Origin of the sequence: Paenibacillus sp. Soil787 (genome assembly GCF_001429545.1) — a bacterium.
Classification (GTDB): Bacteria; Bacillota; Bacilli; order Paenibacillales; family NBRC-103111; genus Paenibacillus_E.
Map to the genome: position 1 here is coordinate 85465 of NZ_LMSP01000010.1, position 20163 is coordinate 105627.

Consider the following 20163-nt stretch of genomic DNA (forward strand, 5'->3'; position numbering starts at 1 on the left):
TGTCAGGAGCAAGACGGAGGCTTTTTTCATGAAACGTTCTGATCGTATGCTTGCAATTCTTCTGGAACTACAGAGAAAAGGGGTAGTGCGAGCCGAAGATTTGGCAAGCCGCTTCGAAATGAGCGTCCGTACGGTGTACCGAGATATGGAGGCCCTCTCAATATCAGGCATACCACTGCGCTCTACACCAGGTATTGGATATGAGCTCATGGAAGGGTTCTTTCTACCTCCGATTCAATTTACAGCTCTAGAGGCATCCATGCTGTTACTTGGGAGCGACTATGTAGCTAATACTTTTGATAGCACATATGGTGAAGCAGCGCATGCCGCACAGGAGAAAATAGAGACAATCATGCCTGAACAGCAGCGGAAACAGGTTCAACAGCTTCGGGACAGTATTCATCTCCTGAACTTGGACGAAGCTTTTCATGCCCCAAACGTAACAGAATCCGCCCAAGAAATATTGGGGCTTGTACGAAGAGCCGTTTTGGAACAACGTGATCTTTCCTTTACGTATAGAAGCCGTAAATCTTCCCCTTATGCATCCGAAGAACCCTCAGGTGAACCCTCAGGCATTCGTAACGTTCATCCCTACGGACTCATTCATCTCAGAGGAATTTGGTACTTCGTGGGTCATTGCACCATGCGCAATGAACTGCGTCAATTTCGTTTAGAGCGTATGGAGTCTGTTAATCTGTTGTCAGACACTTTTGAGCGTCCCTCTGAATTTCGGATGCACGAGTATGAGCCGGAACAAAACTTTCATCAAGAAGTGACCGTATCGTTTGCGAAAGAGGCACTTCCTTGGGTTCGAGAAAATCCCTCATTCTATTTAACAAATTTGGAAGAACGAGAGGACGATGTCCTTGCGACGCTGCATTGCCGAAATGAACAAGATATTCTCCAATGGGTGCTCAGTTGGGGGCGATACGCTCGTGTGTTAGAGCCACAATCGTTGCGCGAGAGCATCAAAGTTCACGCAGCGTTTCTTGTCGAAGCTTATCGGGAACAGGAATCTTCTAAATAGAGCAAATATTGGACCCGCGAAGATGTGTGATATATGATGAGGGTAGAAGGGATCGTGACCGAGAATGTCAAAAGAACGATTAGCGGTATTAGAAGTACAAATTGATCAGGCTGGTTATGATGAGGTGCCAGATATTGTTAAAAATATCCACTTTGATGTTCGACAAGGTGAACTGGTGGGTCTATTAGGTCCAAATGGAGCTGGGAAGAGTACGACGATTAAGAGCATCCTTGGTTTATTGAAGGATTTCAAGGGTAAAATCTCCTTTATGGGTGAACGAAAAAGCTATGGTTACATTCCGGAGCATCCAATCCTGTATGATGAGTTGACGTTATGGGAGCATATGGAATTTGCTGCTTCCGTCTACGATCTGGATCGAACGGTTTTCCTAGAACGTGCGGATGATCTCTTGCATCGGTTCAGACTGTTGGATGAAAAGCATCAACTGCCCGGAAAGTTTTCCAAAGGGATGCAGCAGAAAATTATGCTCATCCTCGGCTTTTTGAATAAACCAGATGTCTATATTGTAGACGAGCCTTTCATTGGATTGGATCCGAAAGCGATTAAAGATTTCTTAGGGATGTTGGATGAGGAACGCAAGCGCGGTGCAGGCATTCTAATGAGTACCCATGTGTTAGATACAGCAGAACGGATTTGCAGCTCGTTTGTACTTCTATCAGGTGGCAGATTGGTAGCGAATGGAACACTGCAGGATATTAGGCAGCAATGCGGCATGCCCGACGCGCCTTTGTTCGACTGCTTCCATTCGTTACTATGAAGGGGGACAATGGGTTGAAGAGCAGTTTTCAAGTTTTCACACGAAGAGTGCGTTCGGATTGGCATTTCCAGTATCGGGCTTTACGAATGGCTGTGGATTGGGTCATTGCGATTTATTTTGTTATTCCTTTGATGATAGTGGCTGGCTATCAGTATTACTCTTGGTGGGCGACTCAGCCTTCTTGGTTTAGTTGGATATCGATGTTTATGATTACAGCGGTCTTCTATATATTCACTTGGCTAGGAACTATTCGATACTTTGTTGAAGAGGGGGACCAGCTTTTTCTAAGGCAGAATCAGAAATGGTTTCGGCATCTCATGCTGCTTGGCTATAGATACTCTCTAGTGCTGCAGGGGATCACTACGTTAATATTGATGCTCGTATTTCTTCCTTTATTAGTTCAAACGTATGCCTATAGCGTGTTACAAGTTATTTGTTTATGGTTGCTTACGTATCTGCTGAAAATAAATTTAGGCTTGCTTCGCCAATTGCTTACACTTCGTTTAAATGGCATTGTGCTTTGGTTGTTGCGGATTGTGATTTTTGCAGGTCTATTCTTCTTGTATCAAGTGTTAGTTACGGAGGTTAGTCATAACATTTATTATAGTTGGGCGGCTATTCTTCTTTTTCTAGTGCTGGCTGTTTTCTTAAGCAAAATGCGGCTGCAAGAGAAAGGGGCCTTCTTCGCTGATATCGCCAGAGAAAGAGATTCACGGATGCGAATTGTCTCTCTGATGTTAATTCGTGTTGTTGAGCGGAAAAGAAAACCGACACGGAAGTATCCCCTTTTATTCGGGAAATCGCAGCGTTTGTTCAAAGGGAAAGGGGCTAGCAACGGAATCGCTGATTTATTAACGAAATCCTTTTTTAGAAATGGTACACAATGGAAACAAACGATACAGTTCGTCGCTGTCATCAGTGCAGCTATGTTTATTTTGCCGGGAGCCCTTAAAATGACGATCTGGATCCTTGCTGCATGCCTTTTGGTATTTTGGAGAAAATCATTCTGTAAGGATGAATTAACAGCTCCGTTTCTGACTCTTTTTCCTATCCAGGACACAACGAAACATCAAGCTCTACAATCTACAATTCCTATTCTTGTACTGCCGGCACTGATCTTAATCAGCCTATGTATGGGGATCTCTTTCTTCACCTGGTGGGGGCCTCTACTGATGGTCGGAGCCGCAATCCCGTTAGCTTATGGGACTTCTTCTGTATTTACAAGTTGGTATTAAGTTGTGCTAGTGGTCAGCAGATTACGACGGAAAACTATAATTGAATACACATTGAAGAGCAGGTAGTCGCCTGCTTTTTTTGGTATAGGAAATTATGATATTAGCTTGTTATGGATAAATTATGCATAAAGTTGGGGATAAGTGGTTTATCACCCGCAAGGGCTATGAGGAGTGTCCAAGTGAGTCAACTACTATGAATATGTGGGCTCTTTCCAAAGTCCCGGATTTGGTTTGAGCACTGTTTCTGTTTCGATGCTTGATAGAAAATTCCCTGGGCTGGCTAAAGTGAAAAATTTTGCCATGAATACCGCAAATTATGTTCGAAAAATCGTATATATCAATGATAAAGTCGATTAGGGGATCAAATAAAGACTGCTTTGAGCAGCGTGTAGGAGAGGGGGAAACCGTTCGTCTCGTCTCGACAGGGTCCGCCGCCTATACAGAATCGCTCGTCCGCTGCGGCCAAATGATGTGGTGACTCATTTAGGCATCAATCACTGAACTGCCGTTCGAACGCGGCAGTCGCTCTGCACGAAAGGATGGTTTTCCGCTGTCACAGGGGCAGCAGGGAAAAACGACGTGCGATACGAACTTCAACGAAGCGCAGATATGGCTGCATATATACATCCTTTTTATCTCTTATTTAGCTCGGTAAATAGAATGCCTGCAAAAATACACTTTTTCGCAGCTACTTCTCAGGTACAAGCAGAAATGCTGAAATAATACTGTATATTTGCAGGGATTCCTCCCTAATCGTCGGACTCGATTAAAAAGACTGCACTTATGCAGGCTATTTCAGTAGAACCGGCATCAACGGATTTAGCGGAACGTAGAAGCTCTATTTTTCTCAAAATCGCGTAATTCACGTTTTCGCGGAACGAGGAGCCTCTATTTCCCGCTTTCGGGGTGGAAAAACCGGTAAAACGCCAAAATAAGGCCCCTACGTTCCGCGTGCGGGTCCTTCATAGACATAATTACCGAGATAACGTCTCCTCGTTCCCCGCGATCCTAAGATTTACAGCTTAAATGTTCGAATCACTCCACAGAGTTTCGCTTTCAAGCCGACCTATAATCCAGTGGATGTGACAACTTTTTTGTTTGTCATAAGGATAGCTAATCTAATGTCAGTTTTAGAGATACAGCAATTAAGGTAAACGCTGCGGATCCGGGTTTTACGGCAACGGGTCTCAACAGTTTTCTGGGCACACGGACCGTTGAACAAGTCGCAACCGTATTATCTCGCCGCGTGGAGCTCCCTGAGGATAGGCCTAGCTGCGGTTTTTTTGACGAGAACGGTGTTATCCCTTGGTAGAGAAAGGTATGTAAGAAATCAAACAAGCCCAGCGCCGTATTTGGCACTGGGCTTGTTCGATCATGAACTTATTTGACTAGGGCATTGTAGACATTCGCTTCACCTGCGCCATAAATTGCATCATTACCGGTTGGGCCGTAATCGATCGCCGTTTTTTCGATTAACGCGGCTACTTGAGCAGGGTTCAACTCCGGATGAGCTGCTTTAATGACGCCTGCAATACCAGCCACTTTCGGAGCTGCCATGGATGTACCGTGGAGCAGCGCGTAGCTATGCAGGTTAGAAGTGAAATACGAAGGCAAATAAGTAGGCCATGTGCTTAGGGCGCGATAGTGGAAATCCCGTTGGTTCAAATCCAGAGTTGCAGCATATACGGGGCCATTGTCGCCGCCTGGTGCGGCTACATCAATTTGATTTATTCCATAATTGGAGTAAAATGCGATACTGTTCGTCGACCACTTATTAGAGGACGAAACGTTGATGACACCATTGATTTGGCCAGGTGTTTCTGTTGTTTTTCCTTTAAATACTACGCCAGGGGAACCGTATGTAGCGTTTAGATAATCGGTCACCGCTTTGTTGTCGCGTAGGTTGAGACCTTCATTACCAGCTGCCGTTACCACCGTTACATTATGGTTCACAGCATATTGAATGGCACGTTTCCAAAGCAAAAGGTCAGCAACATCCGAATATTTGGTTCCATCTATATAATACTTTTGGGAGTCAAATCCGCCGATTGACATGTTAATGACGTCAACCTTATCGTTCGCCGCCTGAATGATAGCAGCTACAATCCAGGCCGTAGGCGCACCTTGGCCGCCTGGAAATACGCGGTAGGAGCGGATGCCAAGATTCGGGCCGACCCCTCTGACTTTACCGTTCCCAGCAATCGAACCTGCCACATGCGTTCCGTGTCCTTCGCGGTCCAGTAGATCGTTAGGATCACCGGTTTCACTGGCATCTGTTCCTGCGGGTACAAAGTTCATGCCACCGAGGAAGTTAGCTTTTAAGTCGGGATGATTGGCATCGATACCGCTGTCGATAATGCCTACAACGGCCTTATGCTTGCCGCCTGTGCCGCCGGTTTCAATCGCAAACGAAGCTCCGTCATTCGTCACTTTCTTAATGTCCCACTGATAATCCCAGTAGCTGCTTGTTGCTTCCGGCTGGGGAATATCTGTAACTGGCTGACCGTCAGCTGTAGAGGGATCTACTGTACCATCGCTCAGCTTATGTACCATCTGAACGTTGGCAGCAGAAATATCTTTGAATGACTGCAGTTTGGTCATAAATTCGGTGCTGGACGAACGCACCTCCAATCCTCCAATCTCAGGAATGGCCCGAACAACTTGCCCGCCTGCCGCTTGAATCATGGCTGCATAACCAGTCGGAAGCTGGTTCGAGAATGCGATTACATAGGTTTTGGCTGGAACAGTAGTTCCACCTGTGTTGCTCTTCGATGCAGCCATTGCAGATATGCCGCCACCCATTACGGTTGAGACAGCCAAGATGCTGGATACGACCAGGGTTGTCCATTTACGCTTCATAAATAGCCCTCCTTCAATTTAAGAAAATTGCATTCTAATAAATTGTAAATGACAGGATGCATAAATAACATGGGTTGGTCGAACCAAATGTGATGTCGATTCCATTCTTTTTTTGACGAATGGTCAATTTAATCGTAAAAATCGAAGAAACTGCAGAGCCAATAGCTCCAGCTCATTTTGCCTTTGAGGTTAATCATTCAGAGTTTGAAAATGTAGTAAGTGGTTCGAAAAGGAACGTATTTCACTTCTAAAGTGGATAGATGGCAGGATTGTGGACGTTTTTGAGACAGGGAAAAATGTGTATTTTCGAGATGGAGACGGGAATTTACTAGAAATCATTACTCATAATTATGTAAAGGAAGGCATTTTACCATCCAACGGTCCGTTAAAAATACTTTATCTGAGAGAAATTGGATTTCCAGTAGATAGTGTCATTCATTTCAGAGAATTGTTAGTTAGAGTTCTCAAGCTCAGACTTGATAAGGTATCTGATAACTTTACTTTCGCAATTGGGGGAACAGCACATGCCGTTATTCCTTCAAAGACAAGAAAATGGATTCCTATTTCCATGTTTGCTTTACCGCCAACGATAAATGTAAGTTTCGGAGTAACAAATTCCATTTTCATTGATGAAGTCAAAACTTGCTTACAGAATGAAGGTATTATTTACGAAAGTAAAGGTGACGGCGAACTTTATTTTAAAATACATGATTATAGTTTTGGGTTATGCATGACAAACTTTCCGAAGAGGTACCCAGTCTATTAAATTTGCCATTATCGAGATTGTAACCTAAAATATTTTCCTATAAATCTTGACTTTAATTAGTTCAAGGTGTACATTTATCTTGAATTAAAGATATTTGAATCAAAGATAAAAGCTGGAGGTGAGTTTAATGCCTATTCAACTAGATAATGCTCACGAGACTTCCCTCAAGTTGTTTGTTGTTCTTTCCAAGGCTTACAAAGCGATCACGGAACAAGCTGTACAGGATGCGAAACAATACGGGTTGTCACCTTCAGAATTTATGATTCTTGAAGTGTTATATGCGAAGGGGAAAATTCCTTTGCAGCAAATTGGAGAGAAAATATTAATAACAAGCGGCAGTATAACGTACAATATCGACAAGCTGGAGAAGAAAGATCTTTTGAGACGCGTGCCTTCAAATGAAGACCGTCGGGTGATCTATGCTGAAATTACGGACGCTGGAAATGAATTGTTTAATCGGATCTTTCCCGAACATGCCGCTAAAATCCATTCTTTAATGAAGACTGTTACGCAGGAGGAGCAGCAAGTGGCGATTGAACTGCTCAAGAAATTGGGGAAAGGAGTGCTGTAGGGGTAGGCTGGCCGCATGAGATGAAATCTAAATTTAGGGGGCTGTTCAATATGCAAGCACGAGTGTACACACCTGCGATGCAGGGAATTGGTGAATTTGACGGCGGGAAAATCAAAGAGCAAAAACCGATTGGCTTTTCAGGCGAAGGATCGGTTATTAAGCGAGTGGGTCCCTTATTTTATTGGGCATGGGCCACTTCAAGCAGCGAAGCCATGATCGGCCTGCATCCTCATCAAGGCTTTGAGATTATGACTTATGTGGTAGAAGGCAGTGCCTTTCACGGGGATACTCTGGGTACTGACAGCACAGTCGGAGCCGGCGGGGCGCAGGTCATGCAAACAGGCTCTGGCGTTAGTCATCAAGAGAAACTAAGTGCCAATGCGGAGCTTTTTCAAATATGGTTCGAGCCTGAGTTGACGGAAGCGATGCGGAGAGAGCCAACCTATCGACAGTATGAGCATGAAGAATTTCCACAAGAAAGCCACGAAGCAGGGTATAAAGTGAAAAGGGTAATTGGTACAGATGCTCCCATACAGTTGGTTGCTGATATTAAAATGTGGGATGTTGAGGTAAATAGCGGTGCCCATTATCAACATAAGATTGATGCCGGCTATACATTAACGGCTTTAGCCATACGCGGGCAGGGAACATGGGGAGAGTCAGGGACATCGAAGCAACCTGTACAGTTTCATCACAAAGATTTTATTCTTGCAGCTGCTGAGTCAGAGACAGAGGTAGCAATTACGAACACGGATGAAGAGCCAATGCGGCTGATCCTCATCCAGGTTCCAACAACGGTGCGTTATCCGCTCTATCGTAAAAGATAATTGTGGCTTTCACTTCCAAATATCTTTAATTAAAGAATATTGAATTAAAACTAATAAAGTTTAAGACATGACGTCTTTTTTGGAAAAAAGTTGTGCTCATTAGACTGCCGATAGCAAATTGACCGGCATTCTCCTCAGCTAACAGGGAAGATAGTTAAAAATTAATTGCGGGGAACCGTATCACAAACAAGTAGGGCGAAATATGGGTCTTAACCGCTTGCGCTCTCGGGAGTCGCAAGCGGTTATTTTTGATTACCCGCGAAGACCGTCGCATAGGATCGACACGACGCGGTCCGGAAAAGTCCCGCCGACCCCGGTTGCCAGCAAGATGCCGATAAGCAGGACTTTGATATCCTCAAAGCGAGCATCAGCCCGAACGGAGCCGCTTTGTTGGGCACGGATGAGAAGATTATCAATCCCTCGCCAAAAATCCCTCGCAACCTCCGAACGTCCAGCGTCTTTATTCAGACTGCCAACAAGGGCATCGGTGATCGCCTTGTTGGCAATCCCCTCGCGTATGATTCTTGCAAAATAATGAAAGAACGCTTCGCCCGGATCATCGTGGTAAAGCAATTGATTTGCTTCTTCGATAAGACGCGTCTTGTGGCTGACAATGACGGCCCAGAACAAATCTTCCTTGGTCGGGAAATGCCGATAGACGGTGCCCACGCCCAGACCGGCACGTCGGGCGATTTCATCCATCGAGACGGAGATGCCTTCGGTCGTAAAAACCCTATGGGCCACTTTAAGCAGCTTATCCCGATTTCTTTTGGCATCTTCACGCAATGCCTTCTCGGGAGGCGTGAAAACGACGGAATCTGTAGTATCACCGTCTCCAGCTGAAATATTCTTTTTAGACATTTTGGAATAACACCTCTTTATAAATATTACATCACTGGTGATTTATTGACAAACGGAGAGTGTTCTCCGTATAATCATAAACGGAGTGAGTTCTCCGTTTATGACGGGGAGGTGATTCGCGATCGATTCAAGTTGCAACTCGATGAAAAGGAGAATAACAACACATGCAAAATTCAACGAGCAAATGCGCGCTGTTGGTCATGGATATGCAAAACAGCGTCGTGTCGCGATTCGTAGGCAGCGAGAAGGCACTGCTTCCGTTTCAAAAGGCTATTGAAGCCGCACGCAGTCACACTATTCCCGTTATTTACGTACGTATCGCATTTCGAGCAGGTTATCCCGAGATTAGTTCTAGGAACAAAATGTTCGCGGGGATTGCCAATCGGGCCGGAATAGCGGCAGCTCCCGAAGCGACGATGCAAATTCATGAATCCGTGCAGCCTCGGCTGGACGAGCCGATTGTGACCAAGCTTCGAGTGAGCGCGTTCGCAGGAAGTGACCTTGAGGTGATCCTTCGGTCCCGCCAGATCGACACGCTCATTCTCAGCGGTATCGCCACAAGCGGGGTCGTTCTGTCGACTTTGCGGGAAGCAGCAGATAGAGACTTTGCCCTTACGGTGCTTTCCGACGCCTGTATCGACGCCGACCCCGAGGTTCATCGCATTCTAATCGAGAAGGTGTTCCCCCATCAGGCCGAGGTGGTACATGTCGACGCGTGGGTGGCTTCTTTATCCATCTAACTCACGATCGTGTTGCGCTCCAACTCACCACGGTTCCCAGCATCTCCGGCTCAAACAGAATGCAGATTTCGTTACTAAACAACTAAGTGAAGATGGCATTTACTTTGCTTTGACGAAATATGGAGTCATTTGATTATTGAAATATGTGCTGAATTAACGGAAAACTATAGTTCAGGAGCTGCATAGAAGCAGCTCCTTTTTTTGATTTCATTGAACTAAACGGGCAGATTAGTGGAATACCGTGTTTAATAAATTTTGTAAAAAATTCCAATTATAATGGAAACTTATTGCTTGTTCGCTTCGTCTAATTCTTTAGAATTAAACGTTGGGAGTGATGAGTTTTGAAAAAGTTTGTATTAGGTCTAATTTGCGGAATTGATTTAACCGCGACAACCGCTGTTATGCGTCGGACACAATTCAAGCATACTTGTTACCTGCCAAATTTGTATTTAATGGTGTGACCAAAGAAGTGGACAATAAGGAATATGTAGTGTTGAATCACCAAGATCATGCATATGTACCTATTCGTTTTGTAGCTGAAAATATTTGGTCAAAAGAAAAATGGAATATGGAGGGACAGACCCTTGAAGAGATATTGGGAAACCACGTGTAGGTGCGTTCATAGATGATAAACTCTTGTTCAAGTGCATCAGCAAAAAGGGAACTAAGTCTTTTGTTTGTTACGCTAAGCCGAGAGATGGTGAACGAGAACGGAAAAGAACGGTTAATAGAAAGGAGAAGTTTATGAGAAAAAGATCAATGAACGTTATAGTAATAAGTCTCACTGGTTTATTTTTATTTAGTTTGATTGGTTGCAGTATTACTGAAGAAAAAGTTTCATCGGATATAACCTTTGAGCAAACAATCGATGGAAAACTTAACAGTATTACTAATCCAAAAGATTATACAGTAGCACTATCCTCTAATCCGTATGACTATATTAAAGGTGTAGATAGTAATAAGGATTACAAATACATTGTTTTGCAAGGAGAAAAGTCTTTAAATTATATGCTCACCAAATTTGCTAATCGTGATAAAAATGGATTAGAAGAATATATTATGGCAATCGCCTGTTCTGAAATACTAAAAGAGAATCCAGCTTCTAAAAAGTGGGCTACTGGTAGGGAATGGTATGATAACCATATTAGTGCGAGTAAGTAATGTAACTCGTATTCTTTTTAAAATTATGACACAACTGTTAAGGGAAAAGGGAAGTTATTTTAACCCTAAATGGAGGCTGATCGCATGAGCTCACATCGCCGATTGGATACGAATGTGCCCGGTCCGCTGTTCGTCACGTCCGCCTGTATTGATTGCGATACGTGCCGCCAGCTCGCGCCGAGGATATTCACCGAAGCTAAAGGATTCTCCACCGTTGCCCAACAGCCTGAAACGGGACTCGAGCAGAAGCAGGCACTGCAAGCCATGCTCTCTTGTCCGACAGCGGCTATAGTAAGCGAGGAGAAGAGAGACATCGCCGAGGCGATGGCCGACTTTCCGTTGCTGCTGGAGGATGGTGTCCATTATTGTGGATATACGTCGCCCAAATCGTTCGGCGGCAGCTCTTATTTTATCTTACGGCCGAAAGGCAATTGGCTTATCGATGCGCCGCGCTTCGTGCCGTCCTTGGCTCGAAGGTTCGAGGAAATGGGCGGCATCGATACAATCTTCCTCACGCACCGGGACGATGTGGCGGATGCGAAGTTGTATGCAGAGCGGTTCGGCGCCAAGCGCATCATCCATGCGATCGAGAGGGAGGCGCAACCCGACGCGGAACATGTGATTGAGGGCTTCGAGGATGTACAGTGGGATAACGAGATGAAAATCGTCGTTGTTCCGGGCCACACACGTGGCTCGATGGTGCTGCTGTATCAGGAACGGTTTTTGTTCACGGGTGACCACTTAGCATGGGACCGGCACCGAGGGGCGCTGGAGGCGTTCGAGGATTATTGCTGGTATTCCTGGGAAGAGCAGGGGCTTTCTATGGAACGGCTTGCTGCTGAAACTTTCGAATGGGTGCTTCCCGGCCACGGGGAACGGGTGAAGCAGCCGCCGGAGGACATGAAAAAGGCGATGCAACGGCTGGTCAACGAGATGCGGGGGCGATGAGCGGCATGAAGACGTTAGTTCATTCCAAGTATACTCTGTTGAGAGTTACAGAAATAAATGGATGAACGATGGAGCGACGTCCAAATAGAGTTTTGATTAATATTGCTTTTGCTTCAGCAATTGAAATAGGAAGATTACTTATGCATCCGCTCTCATTAAATATTGATGAGAAACGGATGCTTTTTTGTAGGTAAGTAAATTTGGACATGATTACCATAATATTACACATTGCTCGTATGAAAGCGCATTCATATACTTGGAAGAGGAAGCTATTTCTATTTCAATTGGAGGAATGTCAAGGGTGATACGTTTATTTAGACGAAATTTGATGATTCTGCTGGCCATTCTGTTAGTACTGCCGTTTCAAACGACGGCCTATGCGAATGTTCCGTCAAGCGGACCGAGTGTTACAGACTCGTCAAACACTGCTAGCGGTTCGGTCGTTCGGATCAAAAACAAGTGGAAGGGCAATTATCTATACGAAGATTCGTCTGGTGTTGTCCGCTACGGTTATACGAGCGCAGCGGATCAATCAGCGAAATGGCTGCTGGAAGATGCACCAGATGGCACTGGTTTTAAACGAATCAAGAACATGCAGACGGGTCATTACATCACCGTTAACCATGTGACCAAGCGATCTGATGCTTTGACTGGCGATGCAATAGGCAGCAGTTCAGCTAATGGCCAATGGCTTATTCAGGATGCTAGCCGGGCTGGCTATGTGACGATTCGCAGCGTGAAGGATCTAACACAAAACCTGTTCATCCACGAGGAAGACCAGCTTGGCTACGGTCAAGTGAGCTCCGATATCGGGGCTACCTGGGAAAGTCCACAGTGGCAATTAGAGACTGCCAGCGATGAGAGTCCTGTTCGAATCGTCAATCAGTATCGCGCAGGACAATACTTGTACGAGGATAAAGACGGTCTTATCGAATTCGGCAAAGTGCCCATGGACGATACGAACTCACACTGGTTCATTGAACAGGTGGCAGCTAACGGCGACGGGTCAACAACAGTGCGTTTAAAGAACCGGGCCACAGGTCACTACATTACACAAGGTACATTTTGGGATAAGATCAAAAGTCTTCCGTTTACCGGTACAACTAAAAATGAATGGACCATGGCAGTAGGCATAGCCGATGGATGGGTAACCTTTACAAACGTATTCGCAAAAGGAACCGATCGGCTTCCAGGAGATACTGATGATATTGAAGCCGGAAGCAAGACCTATGTGCTGAACAGCCAATTCGATGATACGTTCGCCCGTTCCAACAATTGGTCGATACCCACGCGAGATAATGCTCAGTGGAAAATCGAGATGGCGGCAGATGTAAAGCCTGTCCTTATCGCCAATTTCACTTCACAGCAGGTGAGTGACAAATATTTGTATGAGGATCAAGACACGGTGAAATATGGGCCGATTCCATCTGGAACCGTGACAGGGAATGTGTATCAGTGGATTGTTGAAGATTATAACGGCAAGAAACGAATTCGCAATCTCGGCACCGGCAACTATATCAGTATGGAAAATATTTCACAACCCGGTGATCCGCTGCAAAGCCTGCACCAGCCGAATAGCTCTGGAGACGATCAGTGGCAGATCAGCAATTCATTGATGTACGACGATTATGTAACGGTGCAAAGCGCTGTATATGCGGGGACTTATATCCATGTAACGAATGGTCTTGGTTTTGCCCAATCCAGCGTGGCAAATCCGAATACGGACGAGGTTCAATGGCTTTTTGAAGATCCATCGGTGGTAGCCGGCGTGAATCAGTACGTGCAAATCGTGAATACATGGACCTCTTTGGCCTTGTATGAAGATACCGACAGCAATGTGAAATATGGCAATGTGAAATCGGACAATCAACGCGGGCAATGGCTAATTGAGAAGTTCGCTGGTCGCAAACGGATCAAAAACCGTGCCACAGGCCATTACATCAATATTCAAAATCCTGTGGACGGACACTTGAAGGTGACAACTGTCGAAGATTCGTGGACCAGCGCGATTTGGGTTATTGAAACTACCGGAGATACGAAGCAAATCCATAGTGTAAATGATCCGAATCAGCAACCTAATCAACAGAAGTTCATCAATGTGCAAAATCTGAATAAATACGCGGAATATATTGAAATTCCTGCTGCATGGGGAAGCAAAAACTGGAGGTTTGTTCCGGTTTCGGACAGCACACTGCCGATGACGGCGCGTTTTAAGAACAAACAGACAGGCCAATACCTTTACGAAGACGCCGATCATAACATGAAATACGGAGATCTCCCGTCATCCGATCTTTCTTCTGTTTGGGTCGTCAGTGTCTCCCAAAATAACTCGATGCAAGTTTATCTCAAGAATGCGAAGAGCGGTTACGGCCTTGCTTTGGAAAATGTCGTACCTGACATTGAAAAGGACAATCCGCCAGAGAACCTGCTTTTGTACGAAACGATTTATGCTGCTTGGGCCAGCGCGAACTGGGTGCTTCTAGACTCCAATACACCTGGATATGTGATGTTGAAAAGCGGATGGAGCAACGCGCATTACATTTATGATGAAGCTGGAACCAATGGCGTCAAAGTCAGTAAAGTCAAAGCAAACGATGACAGTGCGTTATTCGCTGTAGAACCTGTACAAGTATCAGCAGCGCTGCCGACTGCGCCAGTTCGTATCAAAAATGCGGATAACAGCCAGTATCTGTTCGAAAATAGCAGTGGCGCTATCCTTTATGGATCGCCAGATGCAGACAACGCCTATGCGTATTGGACCATCGAATCCGCGGGCGGCATTCAGCGCCTCAAAAATGCAGCTACCGGCGGTTATATGACAATGAACGATACGTATGCTTACATGCAGGACACGGCTGCATCCAGCGATAACCAAGCGTCGCAGTGGGTAATCGAGGACGTTACTGGAACAGGTAAATTCCGTATACGCAGCAATAATGGTTCTTTTAACGATGAATACCTGAATACGGTGAATGGAGCTGGTTATCCAGAACGAGGTCTTTATTTCCTGCAAGGAGATTCGGAAAAGAAGCTGGAATGGACCTTTGAGTCTGCAACGGGTACGCTTAAGACTCCAAATAACTCCGAAACTAGAAATGTAAAAACGACAACGCCGGTTATTGACGATACCAACTATGTTCGTATTGGTAATAAACAATCGGGTCAATATGTATATGAACAATCGGGATTAGTTTTACTTGGCAGTCAAAATGAATTGGAGGCAAGCAGCGAATGGCTGGTCCAGCAAGTGAATGGACATCAAGCACTGAAAAATCGCGCGACTGGGCACCTGCTTGAGTCTCTTGTAGACAATCAAGTGGCCAGCTCCAATAGTGATAGCGGTATGCGATCAGCGCAGTGGAATATCAATGACATGCTGGGCTATCAACAAATTGTCAATTCCATCACTGGACAGCGTCTATTTGCTCAAGATGGGGCCGTTAAGCAAGGAACAACTGCTCAATCGAAAGATTCAGCGCTTTGGTCTTTAGAACCTGTTCTTGGAGATGCCGTGTACGAACTGGAAAACGCATTCCTTAGCGGCGGCGTTCAGTCTGGCTCAAATCTAGCGGGTTATTCCGGCAGCAGGTACGCAGATCATTTCGTGGCTGCAGGTGCAAGAGCGATTGTCGCTGTGAACGCGCAAGAAGCTAAAACGTATGCAGCGACAATTCAGTACGCGAATACATCGGCTGCCGATCAAACGTTAAGCTTACTTGTGAATGGCATCCAAACGCAGCAACTGACTTTTGCCAAAGGAAACGGCTGGCAAGCCGTTCAAGTGAATCTTCCGCTTCGCGCAGGATTCAACTCTGTATCCTTCGAATTCGCAACTGGGGATAGCGGCCATGTTGCAATTGATTCTTTGATCGTTCATCAAGCAGTAAACAAAGCTTACAGAGGCGCTATTGAAAGCTATACAACTTATGAAGCCGAACAGGGAGAAACGAACGGCACGATCGTTGGTCCATCGCGCACGTACCATGAGTTGGCTAATGAAGCATCAGGTAAGCAAGCAGTGAAGATGGATCAAGTCGGTCAGTTTGTGCAATTCCAGGCCGCACATAAAGCCAACTCACTCGTACTGCGTTACTCCATTCCTGACAATGCGGACGGAACCGGCATGAACGCGAAGATAGGACTTTATGTGAACGGTACGAAAGTTAAAGATCTGGATTTGACTTCTAAATATGCTTGGGAATATGGCAACTATCCTTGGTCGAATGATCCAAAGCAGGGCAGCGCACACCGCTTCTTTGACGAGATTCATACACGGATCAGCAATGTGGATGCGGGAGCAACGATCAAGTTGCAAGTGGATGCAAATAGCACCGCGTCTTCGTATTTCATTGATTTTGCAGAAATGGAGCAAGCTCCTGACACTACTTATACAATGCCAGCCGGATTCGTTTCAGTCACGGATTTTGGAGCGGTTCCGAACGATGGTCAGGACGATTCACAAGCATTCAAGGATGCTTTGGCAGCAGCTAGCTCGCAGCATAAGGGAGTTTGGTTCCCTGCGGGAGATTTTGAATTATCCAATGGCAGCGGATCGGATCTTGGGGTGAATGTCAGTCAGGAAACGATGCAGCATGTGTTTCTTCTTAACGATGTAACCATTCGCGGCGCTGGCATGTGGTACACGAATCTGAAAGGAGCTAAATTTTTCGGAAACGGAAATAACATTCGCGTGTATGACTTGGCTATTGACGGCGAGTTGAACATCCGTAATGACGACGCACATACGAATGGGTTTGAAGGCGCATTTGGAACAGGCTCCACGATCCAGAGCGTTTGGATTGAGCATACGAAAACGGGAATGTGGATTGCGCGTCCGAGAGGTGATTTTGGCGTCAGCAAGGATCAATACACAGATGGTTTCTACGTCGGCGGTCTGCGAATCCGCAACTTGATGGCGGACGGTATGAACTTCAGCACGAACACGAAAAACAGTATGGTCGAAGAGACGAACGTCCGCTACGCCGGGGACGACGGTCTAGCCATGTGGTCGACTTTGAACGAAGGTTATCCAGGCGATAACACGGACAGAAATACGTTCCGCTTCGACACTGTCCAACTGCCATGGCTGTCCAACAATATGGTTGTTTTCGGCGGTAAGGATAACAAGATGACAGATAACGTGCTCAAAGATACAATCGGTCTCGGCGGGGGAATCACTGTCTCCACAAGGTTCAGTCCGGTTACGCCTCTTGATGGGACGACGCTTGTTCAGCGCAACACACTGGTTAGAACAGGAAGCCGGGATGCTGGCCTCAATCTGAATTTTGGCGCAATCTGGGTTTATGCCGATGCGAAACCGATTGCCAGCCCTGTCCTAATTAGCGATAACATTGCGCTCGACAGTATGTACCAAGGCATTTCCATCCAAGGAACATCACCTGTAAACCAAGTTACATTTAAGAATAATGTGATCGATGGTGCAGGTACAACAGGTTTGGAAGTCGCAAATACCGTTGCAGGTTCTGCAAGCTTTGATAATGTAATTATCCGCAACGCCAAAATCCAAGATGTAGCTAATAATGCCGGTGCGGGTTTTGTCGTTAACGAAACAGGCAAAGGTTTTGCGAGCACGAAAGTCGAACCAAGCATACCCAGAGAAAATCCTACAAGTGGACCATCTGGCACGACAAGCAATAGCTCGGATGTGCCAATCGTTCAGATCACTGATCAGCAGATTGCGGATTTTATCAAAAACAATCAACCCGTGATCCGCATTCAAAGCGAATTAACAGGCAACGCAGCTGAGTTCCAACTGCCAGCATCGTCATTGGTGAAAGTCGTGACTGCGATGCCAGATGCGCAACTTATCATTCAACATTTGAATGCAAGCTTTGTACTTCCTGCCGATATTGGGAAATTGCTTACTGCGCAAGGCATAAGCGGTGTAGATCTTTCAAAAGCTACGCTGAAAGTGAGCATCGTGAAGCAGGATGGCGATCAAAGGAACAAGGTCGAAACGCAGGCTGCCCAGCTCGGCGGGAAACTGCTGGATTCACCAGTTAGCTTTGAGGTTACATTGATTGCTGGTGACCAGACCCTAGTACTTAATCATTTTGGTCACATCTATGTTACCAGAACGTTGACCGTTGACGGTGCCGTAGACGCCTCCTCGGCAACAGCTCTTGTCTATCATCCGGAAACTGGCGAGTTCCAATATGTTCCTGCTTTGTTCTCCATCGTGGATGGTAAAACTGTTGTAACGATCAAAAGCACGACGAATAGTATCTATACCGTCGTACTCCTTAACAAAACGTTTGCTGATCTTACCGGGCACTGGGCGAAATCGGAGGTCGAATTGCTGGCCTCAAAGCTGATCGTAAACGGAAAATCGGACTCCTCCTTTGCACCAGACGATCAGGTGACTAGAGCAGAGTTCACGGCTATGCTGGTACGTGCGCTGGGGCTTGCTGCAAGCGTATCACAGCCGAAGCCATCTGCTTTCCACGACATCAACGCTCACGATTGGTTCGCTTATGCCACTTCTACAGCAGCTGAGTATGGACTTATCGAAGTCGATGATACTGGCAATTTCCATCCTGATCGGGCCATTACGCGTGAAGAAATTGCCGTTATGATCGAGCGGGCACTGAAGCTTGCGGATACGAATCCAGTTGTATCACATGCAGATGTGTTGCGTGTATTCGCAGATCGTGTATGGATAAGCGAATGGGCCAAAGACGCTATGCAAGATATCGTCGCTCGTGGCTTGATGCAAGGCCAAAGTGATTCGTCACTCGCGCCACAGGCGCTGGCAACGCGTGCGGAAGCGGCGGTTCTGCTGCATCGACTGCTGCAAGACGCGAATTTAATGAATAAATAAGCAGGCTCAGACGAAAGAAAAGAAGACCTCTCACTTGCTGAGAGGTCTTCTCGTTATGCCATTTGAAATAATTATTGTAATGAAATAATTCTTCCTGAAATTTGTAAGATTTCGTAATTTTGCACACGAACTAAGTAAAGATGCACATCGTACGCTCATTCACTTGTTTGTTATGATTAAGATAGCGGCCGTCGCTAGGATAGGAGGTGGAGGTTAGTAATTAAGCGGCGTCACTTTAATCGCTGAAGGAGTGGGAAGCGCTTTCATTTTTTTGTAACAGGTACCTGCAAATTTTACATGTTTACTAATTAGGAGGTTTAATTCTAATGAAGTTGMAGTTCAATCGAGTTCATAATTCAAGAATTATGCTTGTCGYTCTTATTTTGGCGGTATTGTTCGCTCAGTTAGGAATAGCAGTGCCAGCTGCTCTTGCAGCCACGAATCTATCGGCAGGCAAACCAGTCACCGCAACCGGCTATAACGATGTCTATGTGGCGACTAACGTCATAATCAAACAGCCCTCTCTTATTTTGGCGGTATTGTTCGCTCAGTTAGGAATAGCAGTGCCAGCTGCTCTTGCAGCCACGAATCTATCGGCAGGCAAACCAGTCACCGCAACCGGCTATAACGATGTCTATGTGGCGACTAACGTCAACGACGGCAATCAAGCCACATATTGGGAAAGCACGAATAATGCATTTCCCCAATCGATTCGCGTAGACTTGGGAAGCACGTATTCCGTCAATCAGGTCGTRCTGAAGCTTCCTGKCGGYTGGGGAACGCGGACCCAAACGCTTTCCGTACTCGGTAGCTTGAATGATTCTACATATACCAATCTCACAGACTCAGCTAGCTATACATTTAATCCTACAAGCAACAACATTGTGACCATTAATTTCACGGCAGCTTCTGCCCGATATGTCAAATTGACAGTCACCGCCAATACAGGCTGGCCTGCTGCGCAGCTTTCCGAATTTGAAGTATACGGAGCCGCGACTGGGGATACACAGGCGCCGACTGCACCAGCAAATTTGGCGTACACAACGCCARCTTCTGGTCAAGTCAAACTGACATGGAGCGCTTCAACGGATGATGTAGGCGTAACCGGCTACGACATCTACGCGAATGGCAGTCTGCGCGGAAGTGTAGCTGGCAATGTRCTTACTTACACCGATAGCCAGCCGGATACGGCCACGGTCAGTTACTACGTTACAGCGAAGGATGCAGCAGGCAACGTTTCTGCCGCAAGCAATACGGTAACGCGTAACGGCAGTGTCGCAAGCGGTACCAACCTCGCTGTGGGCAAAACGATCACAGCATCGTCAAGCACGCAAACATATGTCGCAACAAATGCGAATGACGGCAGTGCCACTACATACTGGGAGAGTGGTTCCGGTGCTTATCCGGCTACGCTTGCCGTAAGCTTGGGCGCAAATGCTTCCATCTCGTCTGTTGCTGTCAAGCTGAACCCAGACTCAGTRTGGGCAACGCGTACGCARACGATCGAGGTGTTACTCATCTTCATCCCAACCTTTTTCCAAACGCCAAT

Annotated in this window: 13 protein-coding genes; 11 read left to right on the top strand and 2 right to left on the bottom strand. The window is 46.0% G+C overall.

Features of this window, described 5'->3' with window-relative positions; genetic code table 11:
- The first annotated feature begins 28 nt into the window (after nt 1-28).
- From ASG93_RS11810 to ASG93_RS11820, 3 genes are all read left to right on the top strand, one after another.
- Nucleotides 29-1027 (top strand): helix-turn-helix transcriptional regulator, encoded by a 999-nt coding sequence (locus ASG93_RS11810; RefSeq protein ID WP_056832113.1) that lies wholly within the window; start codon nt 29-31, stop codon nt 1025-1027.
- Between the two features lie 64 nt (nt 1028-1091).
- Nucleotides 1092-1805, top strand: a complete 714-nt coding sequence (locus ASG93_RS11815; protein ID WP_056832115.1) for an ABC transporter ATP-binding protein — start codon at nt 1092-1094, stop codon at nt 1803-1805.
- 14 nt (nt 1806-1819) lie between these two features.
- On the top strand, nt 1820-3040 hold the full coding sequence (locus ASG93_RS11820) for an ABC transporter permease (protein ID WP_056832117.1): 1221 nt from the start codon (nt 1820-1822) through the stop codon (nt 3038-3040).
- 1380 nt (nt 3041-4420) lie between these two features.
- Here ASG93_RS11820 and ASG93_RS11825 read toward each other — a convergent pair.
- Nucleotides 4421-5899, bottom strand: a complete 1479-nt coding sequence (locus ASG93_RS11825; RefSeq protein WP_056832119.1) for a S8 family serine peptidase — start codon at nt 5897-5899, stop codon at nt 4421-4423.
- A 271-nt stretch (nt 5900-6170) separates the two neighbouring features.
- On the opposite strand from ASG93_RS11825, the gene ASG93_RS11830 reads away from it, so the two are divergent.
- From ASG93_RS11830 to ASG93_RS11840, 3 genes are all read left to right on the top strand, one after another.
- A complete protein-coding gene (locus ASG93_RS11830; RefSeq protein ID WP_056832120.1) occupies nt 6171-6665 on the top strand; it encodes a hypothetical protein in 495 nt (164 codons plus the stop codon).
- A 127-nt stretch (nt 6666-6792) separates the two neighbouring features.
- Nucleotides 6793-7236, top strand: coding sequence for a MarR family winged helix-turn-helix transcriptional regulator (locus ASG93_RS11835; protein ID WP_056832122.1), 444 nt, complete (start codon nt 6793-6795; stop codon nt 7234-7236).
- 50 nt (nt 7237-7286) lie between these two features.
- Nucleotides 7287-8063: a pirin family protein gene (locus ASG93_RS11840; protein WP_056832124.1), complete on the top strand. Its 777-nt coding sequence runs from the start codon at nt 7287-7289 to the stop codon at nt 8061-8063.
- A gap of 252 nt (nt 8064-8315) precedes the next feature.
- On the opposite strand, the gene ASG93_RS11845 is transcribed toward ASG93_RS11840, so the two are convergent.
- Nucleotides 8316-8924, bottom strand: a complete 609-nt coding sequence (locus ASG93_RS11845) for a TetR/AcrR family transcriptional regulator (RefSeq protein ID WP_082614868.1) — start codon at nt 8922-8924, stop codon at nt 8316-8318.
- 164 nt (nt 8925-9088) lie between these two features.
- On the opposite strand from ASG93_RS11845, the gene ASG93_RS11850 reads away from it, so the two are divergent.
- The 5 genes from ASG93_RS11850 to ASG93_RS11870 form a co-directional block, all read left to right on the top strand.
- Nucleotides 9089-9664: a cysteine hydrolase family protein gene (locus ASG93_RS11850; RefSeq protein WP_056832126.1), complete on the top strand. Its 576-nt coding sequence runs from the start codon at nt 9089-9091 to the stop codon at nt 9662-9664.
- Nucleotides 9665-10408: 744 nt separating this feature from the next.
- A complete protein-coding gene (locus tag ASG93_RS11855; RefSeq protein ID WP_056832127.1) occupies nt 10409-10825 on the top strand; it encodes a hypothetical protein in 417 nt (138 codons plus the stop codon).
- A gap of 84 nt (nt 10826-10909) precedes the next feature.
- Nucleotides 10910-11773, top strand: a complete 864-nt coding sequence (locus ASG93_RS11860) for an MBL fold metallo-hydrolase (protein ID WP_056832129.1) — start codon at nt 10910-10912, stop codon at nt 11771-11773.
- A gap of 301 nt (nt 11774-12074) precedes the next feature.
- Nucleotides 12075-18614 carry an S-layer homology domain-containing protein gene (locus ASG93_RS11865; protein ID WP_056832131.1) on the top strand — a complete coding sequence of 2180 codons (6540 nt, stop codon included), beginning with the start codon at nt 12075-12077 and terminating at the stop codon, nt 18612-18614.
- A 326-nt stretch (nt 18615-18940) separates the two neighbouring features.
- On the top strand, nt 18941-20163 hold a 1223-nt coding region (locus ASG93_RS11870), incomplete at its 3' end, for a discoidin domain-containing protein (protein ID WP_235550825.1).